Source organism: Rhodanobacter hydrolyticus (genome assembly GCF_044904645.1).
Genome location: NZ_JADIKK010000007.1, coordinates 86929 through 102360 on the forward strand (window position 1 = coordinate 86929; position 15432 = coordinate 102360).

Here is a 15432-nt window from a genome sequence, read left to right on the forward strand (position 1 = left end):
TTTCCGTCCCCTCACGCCGCATGGTCGCGGCCGACGACGGGAGGATAACGATCCGGTGCTGCCGAGTGCGCCCAGTGCGTCACAAAACGACGCGCTGCGTCAGCCTTGGGGCGCGGAGCCCAGTCGTTGCCCCACGCGTACCGCCTGTTGCGGCGCCAGCGCGTCCAGCTCGGCCATGCCTTCGGGCAGCAGCAGGATCACGGTGGAGCCCATGTTGAAGCGGGCCATCTCGGCGAAGCGTTCCAGCGTGATGTTCTGTCCGGCGAACGACTTGCGTCGGATCGAAGGCGCATAGGGCGGTATCACCAGTCCGTCCCACACCGTGGCCACCGACGAAACGAGGATGGCACCCACCATCACCACCGTGAACGGACCGCGCGTGCTGTCGAAGTGGCAGACCAGCCGTTCGTTGCGTGCGAACAGCCGCGGAATGGCCTCCACTGCGAACGGCGCCACGCTGAAGATGCGCCCCGGCACGTGCACGGTTTCGCGCAGCGTGCCGGTCAGCGGCATGTGCACGCGGTGGTAGTCGCGCGGCGACAGGTACACGGTGACGAAGCGGCCATTGCGGTACGGCGCGGCAGCGGCTTCGTCGCCCAGCAGTTCGGCGGCGCTGTAGTCCTGCCCCTTGGCCTGGAAGATGCGCCCGTCCACGATCTGGCCGGCCTGGCTGATGCGTCCGTCGGCGGGCGAGAGCAGGGCGGCAGGATCTGCATCCGCTTGCCGCGCGCCAGGCTTCAGCTTGCGGGTGAAGAAGGCATTGAAGTGCTGGTAGGCCAGCGGATCGGGCTGCGCCGCCTCGGTCATGTCCACCTCATAGTTGCGCACGATGGTGGAGATCAGCCAGTTCTTCCACGGCGCGAAGGTCCAGCGCGTACCCCAGTAGACCAGGCGCGACAGGAAGCGGTGCGGAAGGGCGTATTGGAGGAATACCTTGAAAGTCATCCGACCAGTATACGGGTGGCGGCGCCTCCCTTTGTGGGTTCTCCCTTCCGCCGGGAAAGGGTTTCGGGCGCGGGGCCGTATAATTGCCGACCCTTTGCATTGCGCACGCCAGGACCAGGCCAGTGACCGCCGAACTTGCAACCATCATCGACTTCATCCGCTACGGCGCCAGCCGCTTCTCGGCCGCCGGGCTGACCTTCGGCCACAGCCACGACAACCCCATCGACGAAGCCACCCACCTGGTGCTGGCCAGTTTGCACCTGCCGCCGGACATTCCGCCGGCCTATGGCGCGGGCCGCCTCACCGCCGAGGAGCGCGCCAATGTGCTGGCCTTGATCGAACGTCGTGTCAACGAGCGCCTGCCGGTGGCCTACCTTGTGGGCGAGACCTGGTTCGCCGGGCTGAAGTTCAAGAGCGACCGTCGTGCCCTGGTGCCGCGCTCGCCCATTGCCGAACTGATCGAGTCGGGCTTTGCGCCCTGGCTGGACGAACGCCACGTGGAGCGCGCGCTCGACCTGTGCACCGGCTCCGGCTGCATAGGCATCGCGATGGCCGAGTACAACCCGGAATGGCAGGTGGACATCGTCGATGTCAGCGACGACGCGTTGTCGCTGGCACGCGAAAACATCGTGTTCCAGCACGTCGAGTCGCGCGTCGAGGCGGTGAAGTCCGACCTGTTCGAAGGCGTGCGCGGGCGCAGGTACGACCTGATCGTCTCCAATCCGCCCTATGTCACCGAAGACGAATACGCCGCGCTGCCCGGCGAGTATGCGCACGAGCCCAAGCTCGGCCTTACCTCGGGCGAGGATGGCCTGGACATCTGCCTGCGCATCCTCGACGAGGCTGCCGACCTGTTGACCGACGACGGCTTGCTGATCGTCGAAGTGGGCGAAAGCGAGCATGCGCTGGCCGCGTTGCTGCCCGAGGTGCCCTTCGTGTGGATCGAGTTCAAGGTGGGGCAGATGGGCGTGTTTGCGCTGGAACGCCGCGACCTGGTCGAACACAGGGCGGCGATCCATGCTGCTGCCGTCGCGCGGCGCTGATTCGGTGCTGCTGGAAACGGCCCGCCTGCGGCTCGACAGTTTGCGCGGCGAGGATGCACAGGCGCTGTTCGCCTATCGCGCCGACCCGTCGGTGAGCCGTTACCAGGGCTGGCGTCCGACTTCCCCCGATGAGACGGTGCGTTTCATCGAGCGCGAGCAAGCGGTGGCGTTCGATACGCCGGACAGCTGGTTCCAGTTCGCCCTGCGCCTGCGCGACAGCGGTGAACTCGTCGGCGACCTGGGCCTGCATTTCGTAAATGCGGATACGGTTGAATTCGGCGTCACCTTGTCGCCGGCCCAGCAGGGGCGCGGGTTGGCCGCCGAGGCGGTACGCGCCGTGCTGGCACTGGTGTTCGACTCCCTGAAGCGTCACCGCGTCTACGCTTCGGTCGACCCGCGCAACCTCGCTTGCGTGAAGTTGCTGGAGCGCCTGGGCATGCGCAAGGAGGCGCATTTCCGCGAGAGCTGGCGCGAGGGCGATATCTGGGTGGATGACGTCATCTATGCGATGTTGGCGGGAGAGTGGAGTGCTCGCATGTGAGGTTTTTGCTGCTGTTGGAGAGGTTTCCTCGCGTTCTTGCTGGTAATGGAGCGGTTTGGCCCCGCCGCGCGGCCTGACCGTCCCCGCCTCACCGCCTCCGAGGGAGGGGCGTGGCGAAGCAGCGTGTTCCCGGCGCGCAGAAGCCACGGTCAGAGCAGGACAAAACCATGCAGGGCAGTGCCAAGCGCTCGCGCTTTTGCTTGTCATCCCGGCGCTGGTCGGACAAGAACGCAGTGCGCAGAACGTCCGCAGGCGCCCCGCAGGACGAGCGTGGCGGGTCATTCAGCCGCGACCACGATTATCCAAGCCACGTTGGCACTGGGTGACCAGTCTCGCTAACACAGTTAAGCTGTAAAGCTTGCTTCCACCCGAATGGACGTCCAAACCCCGTGTCCAGCAATTCCTTCGGCAAGCTCTTCACCGTCACCACTTTCGGCGAAAGCCACGGCCCGGCCATCGGTTGCGTGATCGACGGCTGCCCGCCCGGCCTGGCGATCAGCGAAGAAGAATTTCGCCAGGACCTTGATCGCCGTGCCACCGGCAAGAGCCGCCATACCTCGCAGCGACGCGAAGCGGACGACGTGGAGATCCTCTCCGGCATGTACGAGGGCAAGACCACCGGCACGCCCATCGCGCTGCTGATCCGCAACACCGACCAGCGCAGCAAGGATTACGGCGACATCGCCTCGACCTTCCGGCCGGGGCACGCCGACTACACTTACTGGCAGAAATACGGTATCCGCGATCCGCGCGGCGGCGGGCGCTCTTCGGCGCGGGAAACCACGATGCGCGTGGCCGCGGCGGTGGTCGCGAAGAAATGGCTGGCCGAGCGCCACGGCGTTCGAGTGCGCGGCTATCTTGCCCAGCTGGGCAGCCTTGCACCGTCGGACTTCGATTGGAATGCGGTCGAGCAAAATCCCTTCTTCTGGCCTTGCGCCGAGCAGGTGCCTGAGCTCGAAAAGGCCATGGACGCGCTGCGCAAGTCGGGCGACTCGGTCGGTGCGCGCGTCAGCGTGGTGGCCGAAGGTGTGCCGCCGGGCTGGGGCGAGCCGATCTACGGCAAGCTGGATGGCGACCTGGCGAGCGCACTGATGTCGATCAATGCCGTGAAGGGCGTGGAGATCGGCGACGGTTTCGCCGCGGTTTCCCAGCATGGCAGCGAGCACCGCGACGAAATGCGTTTGGACGGCTTTACGTCCAATCACGCGGGTGGCATCCTTGGCGGCATCAGCACGGGACAGGCCGTGGTGGCCTCGATCGCGCTGAAGCCCACCTCCAGCATCCTGATCCCCGGCCGCAGCGTGAACCTGGCCGGCGAACCGGTGGACGTGGTCACCAAGGGTCGACACGATCCCTGCGTCGGCATCCGCGCCACACCCATCGCCGAGGCAATGATGGCGCTGGTGCTGATGGACCACGCCTTGCGCCACCGCGCGCAATGCGGCGACGTGGGCATCGTTGCGCCGCGCATCCCCTGAGGCGCCGGTACGCTGGAGTGAGCATGGCAGGCAACAAACCGGTCGTCTGGGTGTCGCGCCCCACCTTCGAGAGCGAGATCGCGCGACTGTGGCCGCATTTCGAAGTGCACGAGGAGTCGCAGGAGGTGAAGTTCACCTCCGCCGAACTGGCGACCAGGCTGGCTGCTTGCGACGCCGCCATCGTGGGCCTGAAGGAGCGCATCGGAGCGGCCGAGCTGGCCGGAGCGAAACGGTTGCGCATCGTCGCCAACCTCGGCGTGGGCTACGACAACCTCGACGTGGCCGCGCTCACTGCGGCCGGCGTCGCCGCCAGCAACACCGCCGACGTGCTCAACGAGAGCGTGGCCGACTATGCCTGGGCGTTGCTGCTGGGTGCCGCGCGACGGATCGGCGCCGCCGAACGCTGGCTGCGCGCCGGGCAGTGGCGGGCCACCGAATTCAGGGGCTGGCTGGGCACCGACGTGCGCGGTCGCACGCTGGGCATTCTCGGCATGGGCCGCATTGGACAGGCCATCGCACGGCGTGCGCAGGGCTTCGGCATGCCGGTGCTCTATCACAACCGTTCGCGCCTGCCCGAAGCCATCGAGCGCGAATGTCGCGCCCGCCTTGTGGACAAGGCCACGCTGCTGCGCGATTCCGATTTCCTGGTGCTGGTGCTGCCGCTGACGCCGCAGACACGCCATGCCATCGGTGCCGCAGAACTGGCGCAGATGAAGCCGACCGCGGTGCTGGTGAACGTGGCGCGCGGCGGCATCGTGGACGACGCTGCGTTGGCGGCCGCCCTGCGCGAGGGTCGGCTCGCTGCCGCCGGCCTGGATGTTTTCGAGGGCGAACCGCATGTGCACCCAGACCTGCGCACCCTCGACAACGCGCTGCTCAGCCCGCATATCGCCAGCGCCACGACCGATACGCGCCGCGCCATGACCGCGGTGGCGGTGGACAATGTGCTGGCGTCTTTCGGTCACGGTCCGCACGCGGGCCATCCGCCGAATCTCCTGAATCCCGAAGCGCTGGCTACGGCCGGCGCGACTTCCCATCCCACCCGAAACTAACCTGACGAGCAGCACCCGATGAGCAAGAAGAGCAGTTACAAGGTTGCGATGATCGGCGCCACCGGCGCCGTGGGCGAGACGCTTCTCGCCATCCTCGCCGAGCGCAACTTCCCGGTCAGCGAGCTGGTGCCGCTGGCCAGCGAGCGTTCGGCCGGAGGCAAGGTGGAGTTCGCAGGCAAACAGGTGACGGTGAAGAACCTTGCCGACTACGACTTCGACGGCGTGGACATCGCCTTCTTCTCGGCCGGCGGTTCGGTGAGCAAGGCGCATGCGCCGCGCGCCGCGGCGGCCGGCGCGGTGGTGATCGACAACACCTCCGAGTTCCGCTACCAGGACGACATCCCGCTGGTGGTGAGCGAGGTGAACCCCCACACCATCGCCCAGTACACCACCCGCGGCATCATCGCCAATCCGAACTGCTCGACCATGGGCATGCTGGTAGCGCTGGCGCCGATCCATCGCGCGGTGGGCATCGAACGCATCAACGTGGCCACTTACCAGTCGGTCTCCGGCGCGGGCCGTTCGGGCATGGAGGAACTGGGCAAGCAGACCGCGGCCTTGCTCAATTTCCAGGACGTGGAGTCGAAGAAGTTCTCCAAGCAGATCGCCTTCAACGTGATCCCGCACATCGACGACTTCCAGCCCAACGGCTACACCAAGGAAGAAATGAAGATGGTGTGGGAGACGCGCAAGATCCTGGAGGACGACTCCATTGCGGTGAACCCGACGGCGGTGCGCGTGCCGGTGTTCTACGGGCATTCCGAGGCGGTGCACATCGAGACCCGCGACAAGATCACGGCCGAACAGGCACGCGAACTGATGGAGCAGGCCGAGGGCGTGGTGGTGATGGACGAGCGCAAGGCCGGCGGCTATCCCACCCCGGTGGGCGACGTCGCCGGCAAGGACCCGGTCTATGTGGGCCGCATCCGCGAGGACATCTCGCACGAGCGGGGCCTCGACCTGTGGATCGTCTCCGACAACATCCGCAAGGGTGCGGCGTTGAACGCCGTGCAGATCGCCGAACTGCTGATAGAAGACTATCTGTGAGGCGTGGGGCATGCAGTTGGGTGCTGGCCGGTCTGCTGATAGTGGCTGGGCCGGTCTGCGCACAGACCCATGGGTCTGCGCGTCAGGTGGCGACCGCGGTGGCCAGGCAGCAAGCCGAGGTGCAGCGCTTGCAGAAGGACGTGGCCAAACAGGAATCCGGCAGCCAGGCGGCAGCGGAAAAGCTCAGGCGGCAGGATGCGGAAATCGCCGAATTGCGGCGCCAGTTGCAGGCGGTCCAGCAGGCAAGAGAGGCGGTCGGCAAGGGGCATTGAGCGTCCCCGGGCCGGTCGGGCGTCTTCTCCATTGCTGGAATGCGCGATAGCAATGCGTCGCAAGTCTGCGATCCGCCTATTGTTGATCCGCTTGCATCTAACTAAAGTGCAGCATCGTCCGGCCGAAGCGCCGCCATTGTGGCGGCCTCCCCGGACACTGCGGCTTGTTCGGGGGAGCACCTGATGAATCGTTCGTTGAAACTGCCCTTGCTGGTGGCTCTGGCTCTTGGCAGCGGCCAGGCGTTGGCCATGGACCTGGGGCAGATCCAGGTCAAATCGGCGCTGGGCCAGCCCTTGCTGGCGGAAATCCCGGTACAGCAGGCCTCGCCGGCCGAGCTGCAGCAGCTCAATGTGCATCTGGCATCGGGTGACGCTTCCACCGGGATTCCCCTGCATTTCGCCGTGGTCGACGGCGGCGACGGCCACAAGGTGATCCGCATCACCAGCGAAACGGCTGTCAACGATCCGTTCCTCGACCTGCTGGTCGAGGTCCATGGCGGCAATGGCAAGAGCGTGCGCGAGTTCACCATCCTGCTCGATCCGCCGGGCAGCAGTCCCGCGCCGCAGCCTGCGCGCGTTGCACACGCGGCGAAGCCGGCTGCAGCACCGCGTCAGGCGAGCAGCGCTGCCGGTACGCCATCGTCGGGGCAGGCGGCCAATGGGCGCTGGACGGTCGAGCGCGGCCAGACCCTGTCCACGGTGGCCCACCAGACGGCGCCGGCTGGCGTCGACGTCAACCAGATGTTGCTGGCGCTCAAGCAGACCAACCCCGATGCGTTCTATCGCGACAACATCAATGCGCTGAAGGCAGGCGCGGTGCTGCGCATTCCCAGCAAGGCCGAGGCCGAGGCGATCGCGATAGCCACCGCTGCCGAGGAAGTGCGTCGCCAGAACGGCGACTGGCGCAGCGGTACGGTGGGCAGCGCGCCGACCAACGTGGCCGATGCGGGTACGCGTGCCGGCACCTCCAGTTCGCCCACGGCGACCGGCACAACGGGCGACCACCTGGCGCTGGTGCCGGCCAAGCAGGGCAGCAAATCGGCCACCGACAACAGCGACGCCCTGCGCCAGGATCTGCAGCGCAGCAAGGAGAGCCTTGCCACCCTGCAACAACAGGGCGATGACCTGAAGTCGCGCTTGAAGGACCTCAGCGACATCAACAGCAAGAACCAGCGTCTGCTCGCGCTCAAGGACAACGAAATCGCCGAGCTGCAACAGAAGCTGGCCGCGGCGCGCAAGGCGGCTGGTGCGCCGGCCGAGCCGGCGAACGCGGCGCCGGCGGCAACCGCGCCGGCCGCCACCGCATCGAAGACCGCGACCACTCCGGCCAGCATCGCCCCGCTGCCGGCAACACCGGCCGGCAGCGCGACAGCGGCCATGCAGGCGGCAGCGCCTGCCGCCGCCGCAACGGCACCCGCGGCGAGCAAGCCCGAACAGGCAGCCGCCCCAGCCAAGGCCGAACCTGTCAAGGCAACGCCGGCCAAGCCGGCCGCCAGCAAACCGGCGCCGTCCGACGACGAGCCCTGGTACTCGCAGCTCTGGGCAGAGGTGGCAGGTGGCGTCGTCGTCCTTCTGCTGGTGCTGTGGGCCTTGCTCGGTCGCCGCAAGGCGAAGCCTGCGTCCTCGTTGCCGAAGCTGGCGCCGTCGCTGGCCGATCGCTTTGGCTCGGAGCCGTTGCATGACGCCGACGACGTCGACCAGAACCTGCTGCTCGATCAGCTGGCCGAGCATCCCGACGACATCGGCCTGCACCTGGAGCTGGTCAGCCTGTACTACGGTCGCCGCGACATCGACCATTTCGAGGCGGCAGCTGAAGCCATGCATGCCCACGTTTCCGACCCGCAGCAGGAGGAGTGGCAGCAGGTAGTGCGCATGGGCGAGGACCTGGTGCCTGGCCATCCACTGTTCGCGCACCATGATGGCGCGTCGACGGAAGAACATGAGGCCCACCACGGTTTCGACATCGACCGTTATGCCGCCGAGCCCGTCGCGGCGCCCGCGCCGGCCGGCCCGCCGCCGATGCCGACCAGCCCGGTCAAGGTGAGCGAGTACAACTTCAACTTCGACCTCACGCCTCCGCACGAATCGGCGGCCAAGCACGTCGACGACACCAAACCCGCCGACGAGGCCAAACCGGTCGAGCAACATGCCGCCGCGGACGAAGATGCGACGGTGGTGAGGTCGAGCTGGCAGTTCGACGAGCCGGAGGCCGAACTGCAGCCCGCCGGCCATGATATCGAGTCGCGCGATTTCAGCGACGATCCGGCGGACACCAAGCTGGACCTGGCACGTGCCTACCTCGACATGGGTGATCCCGAAGGCGCCCGCGCCATGCTCGAGGAAGTACTGCACGAGGGCAGCCAGATGCAACGCGACGTGGCCAAGCGCCTGCTCGACGACCTGCACTGATAGTTTCATTGCATTGGTAAAGCACGAACGGGCCGGCTATGCCGGCCCGTTTGATTTTCGCGATCAGGGGCGATCGCAGGGAAGATGCCTGTTACGCTCTCCGCTTTGAATCGACAGCACGATCCATGCGCATCGCCCTGGGCATCGAATACGACGGCACCGACTTCCTTGGCTGGCAACGCCTCACCCATGGCAGCACGGTGCAGGGCGCGTTGGAACAGGCTTTGTCGAAGGTCGCCGCGCAGCCGGTCGAGGTGACCTGCGCAGGGCGAACCGATGCGGGTGTGCACGGCCGCTGCCAGGTGGTGCATTTTGACGCGCCGGTGGAACGCGAGATGCGCGGCTGGTTGCTCGGCGCCACTTCCAACCTGCCGCACAGCGTGGCTGTGCTGTGGGCGCAGCCGGTGGCGGAGGATTTCCATGCGCGCTTTTCCGCCCGCAGCCGGCGTTACCGCTATACCGTCCTGAACCGGCAGGTGCGTGCGGCGCTGGACGCGCGTTATGTCACCTGGGAACGCCTGCCGCTGGATGCCGCTCGCATGCATGCCGCCGCACAGGCGCTGGTGGGCGAACACGATTTCTCCGCGTTCCGCGCAACCTCATGCCAGGCCGCCCATCCGCGCCGTTGTGTGCTGGCGGCAGGCGTGCGGCGCGAGGGCGAGCAGGTGATCGTGGAGATCGAGGCGAATGCCTTCCTGCACCACATGGTGCGCAACATCGTCGGATCGCTGCTGCCGGTGGGGCGTGGCGAGCAGCCGGTCGAATGGGTTGCCGAGCTGCTGGCTGGCCGCAATCGCGAAGTAGCCGGGCCTACCGCGCCATCATCGGGCCTGACCTTCCTCGGTCCGCGTTACGAAGCGCACTGGGGCCTGCCTGCGGAGGTATCGCAATGACCCGCATCAAGTGTTGCGGCATGACCCGCACCAAGGACGCCTTGCTCGCTGCCCGGCTGGGCGCGGATGCGATCGGCCTGGTGTTCACCGCGCGCAGCAAGCGGCGGGTGGCGCTGGAACAGGCGCGGGCGATCCGCCAGGCCCTCCCGCCGTTCGTGGATGCCGTGGCCTTGTTCATGGACGACGAGGCTGCCCTGGTCGAGGAAGTCATCGCGACGGTGCAGCCCGATCTGCTGCAGTTCCACGGCGGCGAGGCCGACGACTGGTGCGCGCAGTTCAGGCGCCCGTACCTCAAGGCCATCGCAATGGGTGAGGGCGCTGCGGCGTTGCCGCGCCTGCACGACTACCCTCGCGCCGCCGCGCTGCTGCTGGACGGCCATGTCGCGGGCGAAGCCGGCGGCAGCGGCAAGGCATTCGACTGGTCGCTGCTGCCGCGTGGCCTTGCGCAGCCGGTGATCCTTGCCGGTGGCTTGCATGCGGGCAACGTCGGCGCGGCGATACGTGCGGCGCGGCCGTGGGCGGTGGACGTGGCCAGCGGCGTGGAGTCGGCGCCGGGCATCAAGGATGCCGGCAAGTTGCATGATTTCATCGCGGCGGTGCGCGCCGCGGACGAAGGGGAAGGCTAGCCATGAGCGAAGGTTCCAGCACGGTGCCGACACCGACCGCGATGGAGGAGTGCCGGGTCGACGCCGATCATCCGTTCGATCCGCGCATCCTGGTCGACCGCGACCGTCCGCTGGTGATCCGCGGCCTGGTGCGCGATTGGCCGCTCGTGAAGCTCGGACTGCAGTCGGACACCGCCTTTGCGCAGCGGCTGGCCGAGCTGGACAACGGCACCGACGTCAGCACCCTGATGGTGGCGCCGGAGGCCGACGGCATCGTCGGCTACTCGGCGGACCTGGGCGAGATGAACTACCAGCACTTCAAGGTGCCGGTGACCATGGGCCTGCAGCGACTGGCCAGCTACAGCCGGCGGGAGAACGCGCCGGCGCTGGTGATCCAGAGCGCGCGCGTGCGCGAATGCCTGCCGGGCTTGCTGGAAGACCACCAACTGCCGTTCCTCGATCCCTCGGTGGAGCCGCGCCTGTGGGTGGGCAACAAGGCCACCACACCCACCCATTTCGACTCGATGCGCAACATCGCCTGCGTGCTGTGCGGCGCGCGGCGTTTCACCCTGTTCCCGCCCGAGCAACTGCCCAACCTCTACATCGGTCCGCTGGATTTCGCGCCCACCGGCGCAGCGATCAGCCTGGCGCGACTGGACCGGCCCGATGACCCGCGCTATCCGCGCCTGAAGCAGGCGCTGGCCGCCGCGCAGGTGGCCGAACTCCACCCCGGCGACGCGATCTACATGCCGCCGCTGTGGTGGCACAACGTGGAATCGCTGCAGCAGCTCAACGCGTTGATGAACTACTGGTGGAGTCCGGTGGACGTGCCCGGCTACAACTCCGGCTACGCGCGCGCGGCGCTGTTTCATTGCCTGCTGGCCTTCCGCGAACTGCCTGCGGCGGAACGGGAGCAGTGGCGCAGGCTGCTGGACTATTACGTGTTCGGCGGCGAGGAAACCGTGGCGCACATCCCAGAGCATCGCCGTGGCGTGCTGGGGCCGCAGACGCCGGAGGTCGTGGAGAAGCTGAAGGAGGGGGCGCGGCAGAATCTCTGACCGCGCCGTTTCACGCCTCAGCCAATTCGTGGCGCAGCCAGTCCGCCAGCGCCGCGAACCGTGCATCGTCGGTGCGCCGGGTTGAAACCAGCGCCCAGCGCGCGGAGGTTTCGCGAAACCCCCACGGTGCAAGCAGCCGCCCGCTGGCGAGGTCGTCGGCCACCAGTGGCTGCGGCGCGATGGCCACGCCCAGCCCCGCTGCCGCGGCTTCCAGCAGGAAGTAGAGATGGGGCAGGGCCTGGGCCTGCTGCAATGATTCGGGCGGCAGGTCCATGGCGCGCGCCCATTCCGGCCACGCCTGCGGGCGCGAGGCGGTATGCAGCAGCGGTTCGTCGCACAGCGCGCTGGCGGGCAGCTCGCGCAGACGGTCGGCGCCGGGATAGCGCGGGCTGAGCACGGGTCCGATACGTTCCGGCGCCAGCTCATGCACCTGCCAACCGCTGGGCCACGGCGGCGCGGCCAGCAACAGGGCAGCATCCACGTTGGCCAGATGGTCGACCACAGGTTCTTCCTGCACAGCCAGATGCAGCGTCAGTGCAGGGAGATCGTGGCGCAGGCGCTCCAGTCGCGGAATCACCCAGCGCGCGAGCACGCTGCCGGAACAGCCGAGAACGCAGGCCGCGGCAGCGCGCTTATTCCGCAACTGCAGCCAGCCCTCGCGCAGTTGCCCGAACGCGGTGCTGCACTGTTCGCGCAGCTGCTGGCCTATCGCGGTGAGCGCGACGCCACGCCCTTGCCGGGCGAATAACGGCTGGCCCAGAGCTTCTTCCAGCGCGCGGACCTGCCGGCTGACGGCCCCATGAGTGACGTGCAATTCCTGTGCGGCAAGGCTCATGCTGCCCAGCCGCGCGGCGGCCTCGAAAGCACGCAGGGCATTCAGCGAAGGCAGGTCGCGATCCGACATGCTGTGAGTCTAGCTCAAGTATCGAGGCGATCTTTTCGCTTTTTCATGGGATGCCAAGGCGTTAAGGTGTGAGCCTGTCGCCGCGCTTCCTTTTGGAGTTCCCATGCCCGAGATCCGGGATTTCCACGCCTTCCCCGACGCCCAGGGCCGCTTCGGCCAGTTCGGCGGCAGCTATGTCGCCGAAACCCTGATGGCGCCGCTGGCTGAACTGACCGAGGCCTACCTGCGCCTGCGCAAAGATCCGGCCTTCGTCGCCGAGCTTGATCGCGACCTCACGCATTACGTGGGCCGGCCCAGCCCGGTGTATTTCGCCGAGCGGTTGACCAGGCACGTGGGCGGTGCGCGCATTCTGCTCAAGCGCGAGGACCTGAATCACACTGGCGCGCACAAGATCAACAACACCGTGGGCCAGGCGCTGGTAGCGCGGCACATGGGCAAGACCCGCATCATCGCCGAGACCGGCGCAGGCCAGCATGGCGTGGCCAGCGCCACGGTGGCAGCGCGGCTGGGGCTGGAATGCGTGGTCTACATGGGCGCCACCGACATCGAGCGGCAGAAGATCAACGTCTACCGCATGAAGCTGCTGGGCGCCGAAGTGGTGCCGGTGACTTCCGGCTCGAAGACGCTGAAGGACGCGCTGAACGAGGCGATGCGCGACTGGGTCACCAACGTGGCCGACACCTTCTACATCATCGGCACCGTGGCCGGGCCGCACCCGTATCCGCTCATGGTGCGCGACTTCAACGCCATCGTCGGCCGCGAGGCGCGTGCGCAGCTGCTGGAGCAGTACGGCCGCCTGCCGGATGTACTCACTGCCTGCGTGGGTGGCGGCTCGAATGCGATCGGCCTGTTCCATGCCTTCCTCAACGATCGCGACGTCCGCATCGTCGGCGCCGAGGCAGCGGGCGAGGGCATCGCCACCGGTCATCATGCGGCGTCCCTGGCCGCCGGCCGGCCCGGCGTGCTGCACGGCAACCGCACCTATGTGCTGTGCGACGACGACGGCCAGATCACCGAGACGCATTCGGTGTCGGCGGGCCTGGACTACCCAGGCGTCGGCCCCGAGCACGCCTTCCTCAAGGACGCCGGTCGTGCCGAATATGTCGGCGTCACCGACGACGAGGCTCTGGAGGCCTTCCACCTGCTGGCGCGCACCGAGGGCATCCTTGCCGCGCTGGAATCCAGCCACGCGGTCGCCCAGGCGATCAAGCTGGCGCGCGAATACCCGAAGGACGGCATCGTGCTGTGCAACCTCTCCGGCCGCGGTGACAAGGACGTGCACACCATCGCGGCGCGTGAAGGAGTGCAGGTATGAATCGCATCGACCGCCGTTTTGCGGCGCTGAAGTCCGCCGGCCGCACCGGCCTGATTCCCTTCGTTACCGCCGGCGATCCGTCGCCTGGACATGCGGTGGCGCTGATGCACGCACTGGTCGAGTCCGGTGCCGACGTGATCGAGCTTGGTGTGCCGTTCTCCGATCCGATGGCCGATGGCCCGGTGATCCAGCACGCCAGCGAGCGTGCCATCGCCAAGGGAGTGGGCCTGGGCGACGTGCTGGGCTGGGTCACCGAATTCCGCCGGCGCGATGCCGATACGCCGGTGGTGTTGATGGGCTATCTGAACCCCATCGAGATCCACGGCTATGCGCGCTTCGCGGCGGAAGCCGTGCAGGCCGGCGTCGACGGCGTGCTGCTGGTGGACTGCCCGCTGGAAGAGTCCGAAGTGCTGGCGCCGCTGCGCGCGGCCGGTCTCGCGCAGATCCTGCTCGCCGCGCCCACCACGGCGCCGGACCGCTTGTCGAAACTGTGCGCGGCGGCCGAGGGCTTTCTCTACTACGTATCGTTCGCCGGCATCACCGGCGCCGCGCGATTGAGCACCACGGATATCGCGGCGCGCGTGGCGGACGTGCGTGCGCACGCGAAGGCGCCGGTGGCCGTCGGCTTCGGTGTGCGCGATGCGGAAAGCGCGAAAGCCATTGCCGCTTTCGCCGATGCGGTGGTGATCGGCAGCGCGCTGGTGGAGCGGTTGGCGGGCGCGGCTTCGGTGGATGAGATTGCCGAGCGCGTGCGTGCGTTCCTGCAACCCATTCGGGATGCGCTCGACGCGCATTGAGTTGCGTTCTTCAGCGACTTTTCTGCGCACGATGGACGATCTCGAGAGTCACTTCGGGCTCCGCTGAAGGAGCGCACCACACGCCGGCGTCCGGTGCTTCCAGCGATCTCGGCTAGAATGCGCGCTTCACTAGAGGCATCGCTATGAACTGGCTGCAGAAAATCATGAACCCGCGTGCGCACACGCAAGGCTCCGGTGCAGGCAAGGGCAAGGTGCCCGAGGGCGTGTGGGAGAAGTGCGCAGGCTGTGGCTCAGTGCTGTACAAGCCGGAGCTGGAGCGCAACCTGATGGTCTGCCCCAAGTGCGGGCACCATCACGCCATCCGTGCCCGTACGCGCCTGCTCGCATTGTTCGACGAAGGCTCCACGCAGGAACTGTGGCCGAGCATGGAGGCCACGGACCCACTCAAGTTCCGCGATTCCAAGAAATACCGCGAGCGCATCGTCGCCTCGCAGAAGAGCAGCGGCGAGAAGGACGCGCTGGTCGCGATGAACGGCCGCCTGAAGGGCCGTCCGCTGGTCGCTACCGCATTCGAGTTCGGTTTCGTCGGCGGCTCGATGGGATCGGTGGGCGGTGAGAAATTCGCCCGCGCGGGCGAGCGGGCGCTGGCCGAGAAAAGTGCGCTGGTGTGCTTCGCCGCCAGCGGCGGCATGCGCATGCAGGAAGGCCTGTATTCGCTGATGCAGATGGCCAAGTCCTCCGCCGTGCTGGCCAAGCTGCGCGATGCCGGCGTGCCCTACATCAGCGTGCTGACCAATCCGTCCACCGGCGGTGTCTCCGCCAGCCTGGGCATGCTGGGCGACATCAACATCGGCGAACCGAAGGCGCTGATCGGCTTCGCCGGCCCGCGCGTGATCGAGCAGACCGTGCGCGAAACTCTGCCCGAAGGTTTCCAGCGTTCCGAGTTCCTGCTGGAGCACGGCGCCATCGACATGATCGTCGACCGCCGCGAGATGCGCGACAAGCTCGCCGATCTGCTCAACCTGCTGGAGAAGGCGCCGCGCGCGGCGTAACGACGGCTTCGCATCCGATGACGCCGCCTGCGGGCGGCGTCGTTCGTTTCGCGGGGAAGG

15 protein-coding genes are annotated in these 15432 nt (G+C 67.3%); 13 read left to right on the forward strand and 2 right to left on the reverse strand.

Features of this window, described 5'->3' with window-relative positions; translation table 11 throughout:
• Window positions 1-99: 99 nt before the first annotated feature.
• Window positions 100-945, reverse strand: a complete 846-nt coding sequence (asd, locus tag ISP25_RS00440; protein ID WP_404611517.1) for an archaetidylserine decarboxylase — start codon at window positions 943-945, stop codon at window positions 100-102.
• 122 nt (window positions 946-1067) lie between these two features.
• Here asd and prmB point away from each other — a divergent pair, with 122 nt between their 5' ends.
• The 10 genes from prmB to ISP25_RS00490 all read left to right on the forward strand — a co-directional run bounded on the left by prmB (window position 1068) and on the right by ISP25_RS00490 (window position 11343).
• Complete coding sequence (gene prmB, locus ISP25_RS00445; protein ID WP_404611519.1) at window positions 1068-1988, forward strand: 50S ribosomal protein L3 N(5)-glutamine methyltransferase; 921 nt, start codon at window positions 1068-1070, stop codon at window positions 1986-1988.
• Window positions 1963-2529: a GNAT family N-acetyltransferase gene (locus ISP25_RS00450; protein WP_404611521.1), complete on the forward strand. Its 567-nt coding sequence runs from the start codon at window positions 1963-1965 to the stop codon at window positions 2527-2529. The genes prmB and ISP25_RS00450 overlap by 26 nt, the downstream gene beginning before the upstream one ends.
• 389 nt (window positions 2530-2918) lie before the next feature.
• The gene (gene aroC, locus ISP25_RS00455; protein WP_404611523.1) at window positions 2919-4007 is read left to right on the forward strand and encodes a chorismate synthase; all 1089 of its coding nucleotides are present in this window, start codon (window positions 2919-2921) and stop codon (window positions 4005-4007) included.
• 23 nt (window positions 4008-4030) lie between these two features.
• On the forward strand, window positions 4031-5059 hold the full coding sequence (locus ISP25_RS00460) for a 2-hydroxyacid dehydrogenase (protein WP_404611525.1): 1029 nt from the start codon (window positions 4031-4033) through the stop codon (window positions 5057-5059).
• A gap of 18 nt (window positions 5060-5077) precedes the next feature.
• Window positions 5078-6106, forward strand: a complete 1029-nt coding sequence (locus ISP25_RS00465; protein ID WP_404611527.1) for an aspartate-semialdehyde dehydrogenase — start codon at window positions 5078-5080, stop codon at window positions 6104-6106.
• Window positions 6103-6378, forward strand: coding sequence for a hypothetical protein (locus tag ISP25_RS00470; protein ID WP_404611529.1), 276 nt, complete (start codon window positions 6103-6105; stop codon window positions 6376-6378). Before ISP25_RS00465 ends, ISP25_RS00470 begins: the two co-directional genes overlap by 4 nt.
• Window positions 6379-6561: 183 nt before the next feature.
• Complete coding sequence (locus ISP25_RS00475) at window positions 6562-8787, forward strand: FimV/HubP family polar landmark protein (protein WP_404611531.1); 2226 nt, start codon at window positions 6562-6564, stop codon at window positions 8785-8787.
• Between the two features lie 125 nt (window positions 8788-8912).
• The gene (gene truA / locus ISP25_RS00480) at window positions 8913-9680 is read left to right on the forward strand and encodes a tRNA pseudouridine(38-40) synthase TruA (protein WP_192157794.1); all 768 of its coding nucleotides are present in this window, start codon (window positions 8913-8915) and stop codon (window positions 9678-9680) included.
• The gene (locus tag ISP25_RS00485; protein ID WP_404611533.1) at window positions 9677-10306 is read left to right on the forward strand and encodes a phosphoribosylanthranilate isomerase; all 630 of its coding nucleotides are present in this window, start codon (window positions 9677-9679) and stop codon (window positions 10304-10306) included. The genes truA and ISP25_RS00485 overlap by 4 nt, the downstream gene beginning before the upstream one ends.
• A 2-nt stretch (window positions 10307-10308) precedes the next feature.
• Window positions 10309-11343, forward strand: coding sequence for a cupin-like domain-containing protein (locus ISP25_RS00490; RefSeq protein ID WP_404611535.1), 1035 nt, complete (start codon window positions 10309-10311; stop codon window positions 11341-11343).
• 10 nt (window positions 11344-11353) lie between these two features.
• On the opposite strand, the gene ISP25_RS00495 is transcribed toward ISP25_RS00490, so the two are convergent.
• The gene (locus ISP25_RS00495; protein WP_192157790.1) at window positions 11354-12247 is read right to left on the reverse strand and encodes a LysR family transcriptional regulator; all 894 of its coding nucleotides are present in this window, start codon (window positions 12245-12247) and stop codon (window positions 11354-11356) included.
• A gap of 103 nt (window positions 12248-12350) precedes the next feature.
• On the opposite strand from ISP25_RS00495, the gene trpB reads away from it, so the two are divergent.
• From trpB to accD, 3 genes are all read left to right on the forward strand, one after another.
• Window positions 12351-13562 carry a tryptophan synthase subunit beta gene (gene trpB / locus ISP25_RS00500; RefSeq protein WP_192157788.1) on the forward strand — a complete coding sequence of 404 codons (1212 nt, stop codon included), beginning with the start codon at window positions 12351-12353 and terminating at the stop codon, window positions 13560-13562.
• On the forward strand, window positions 13559-14359 hold the full coding sequence (gene trpA, locus ISP25_RS00505) for a tryptophan synthase subunit alpha (protein WP_404611538.1): 801 nt from the start codon (window positions 13559-13561) through the stop codon (window positions 14357-14359). The genes trpB and trpA overlap by 4 nt, the downstream gene beginning before the upstream one ends.
• Window positions 14360-14502: 143 nt before the next feature.
• The gene (gene accD, locus ISP25_RS00510; protein WP_192157784.1) at window positions 14503-15372 is read left to right on the forward strand and encodes an acetyl-CoA carboxylase, carboxyltransferase subunit beta; all 870 of its coding nucleotides are present in this window, start codon (window positions 14503-14505) and stop codon (window positions 15370-15372) included.
• Window positions 15373-15432 lie beyond the last annotated feature (60 nt).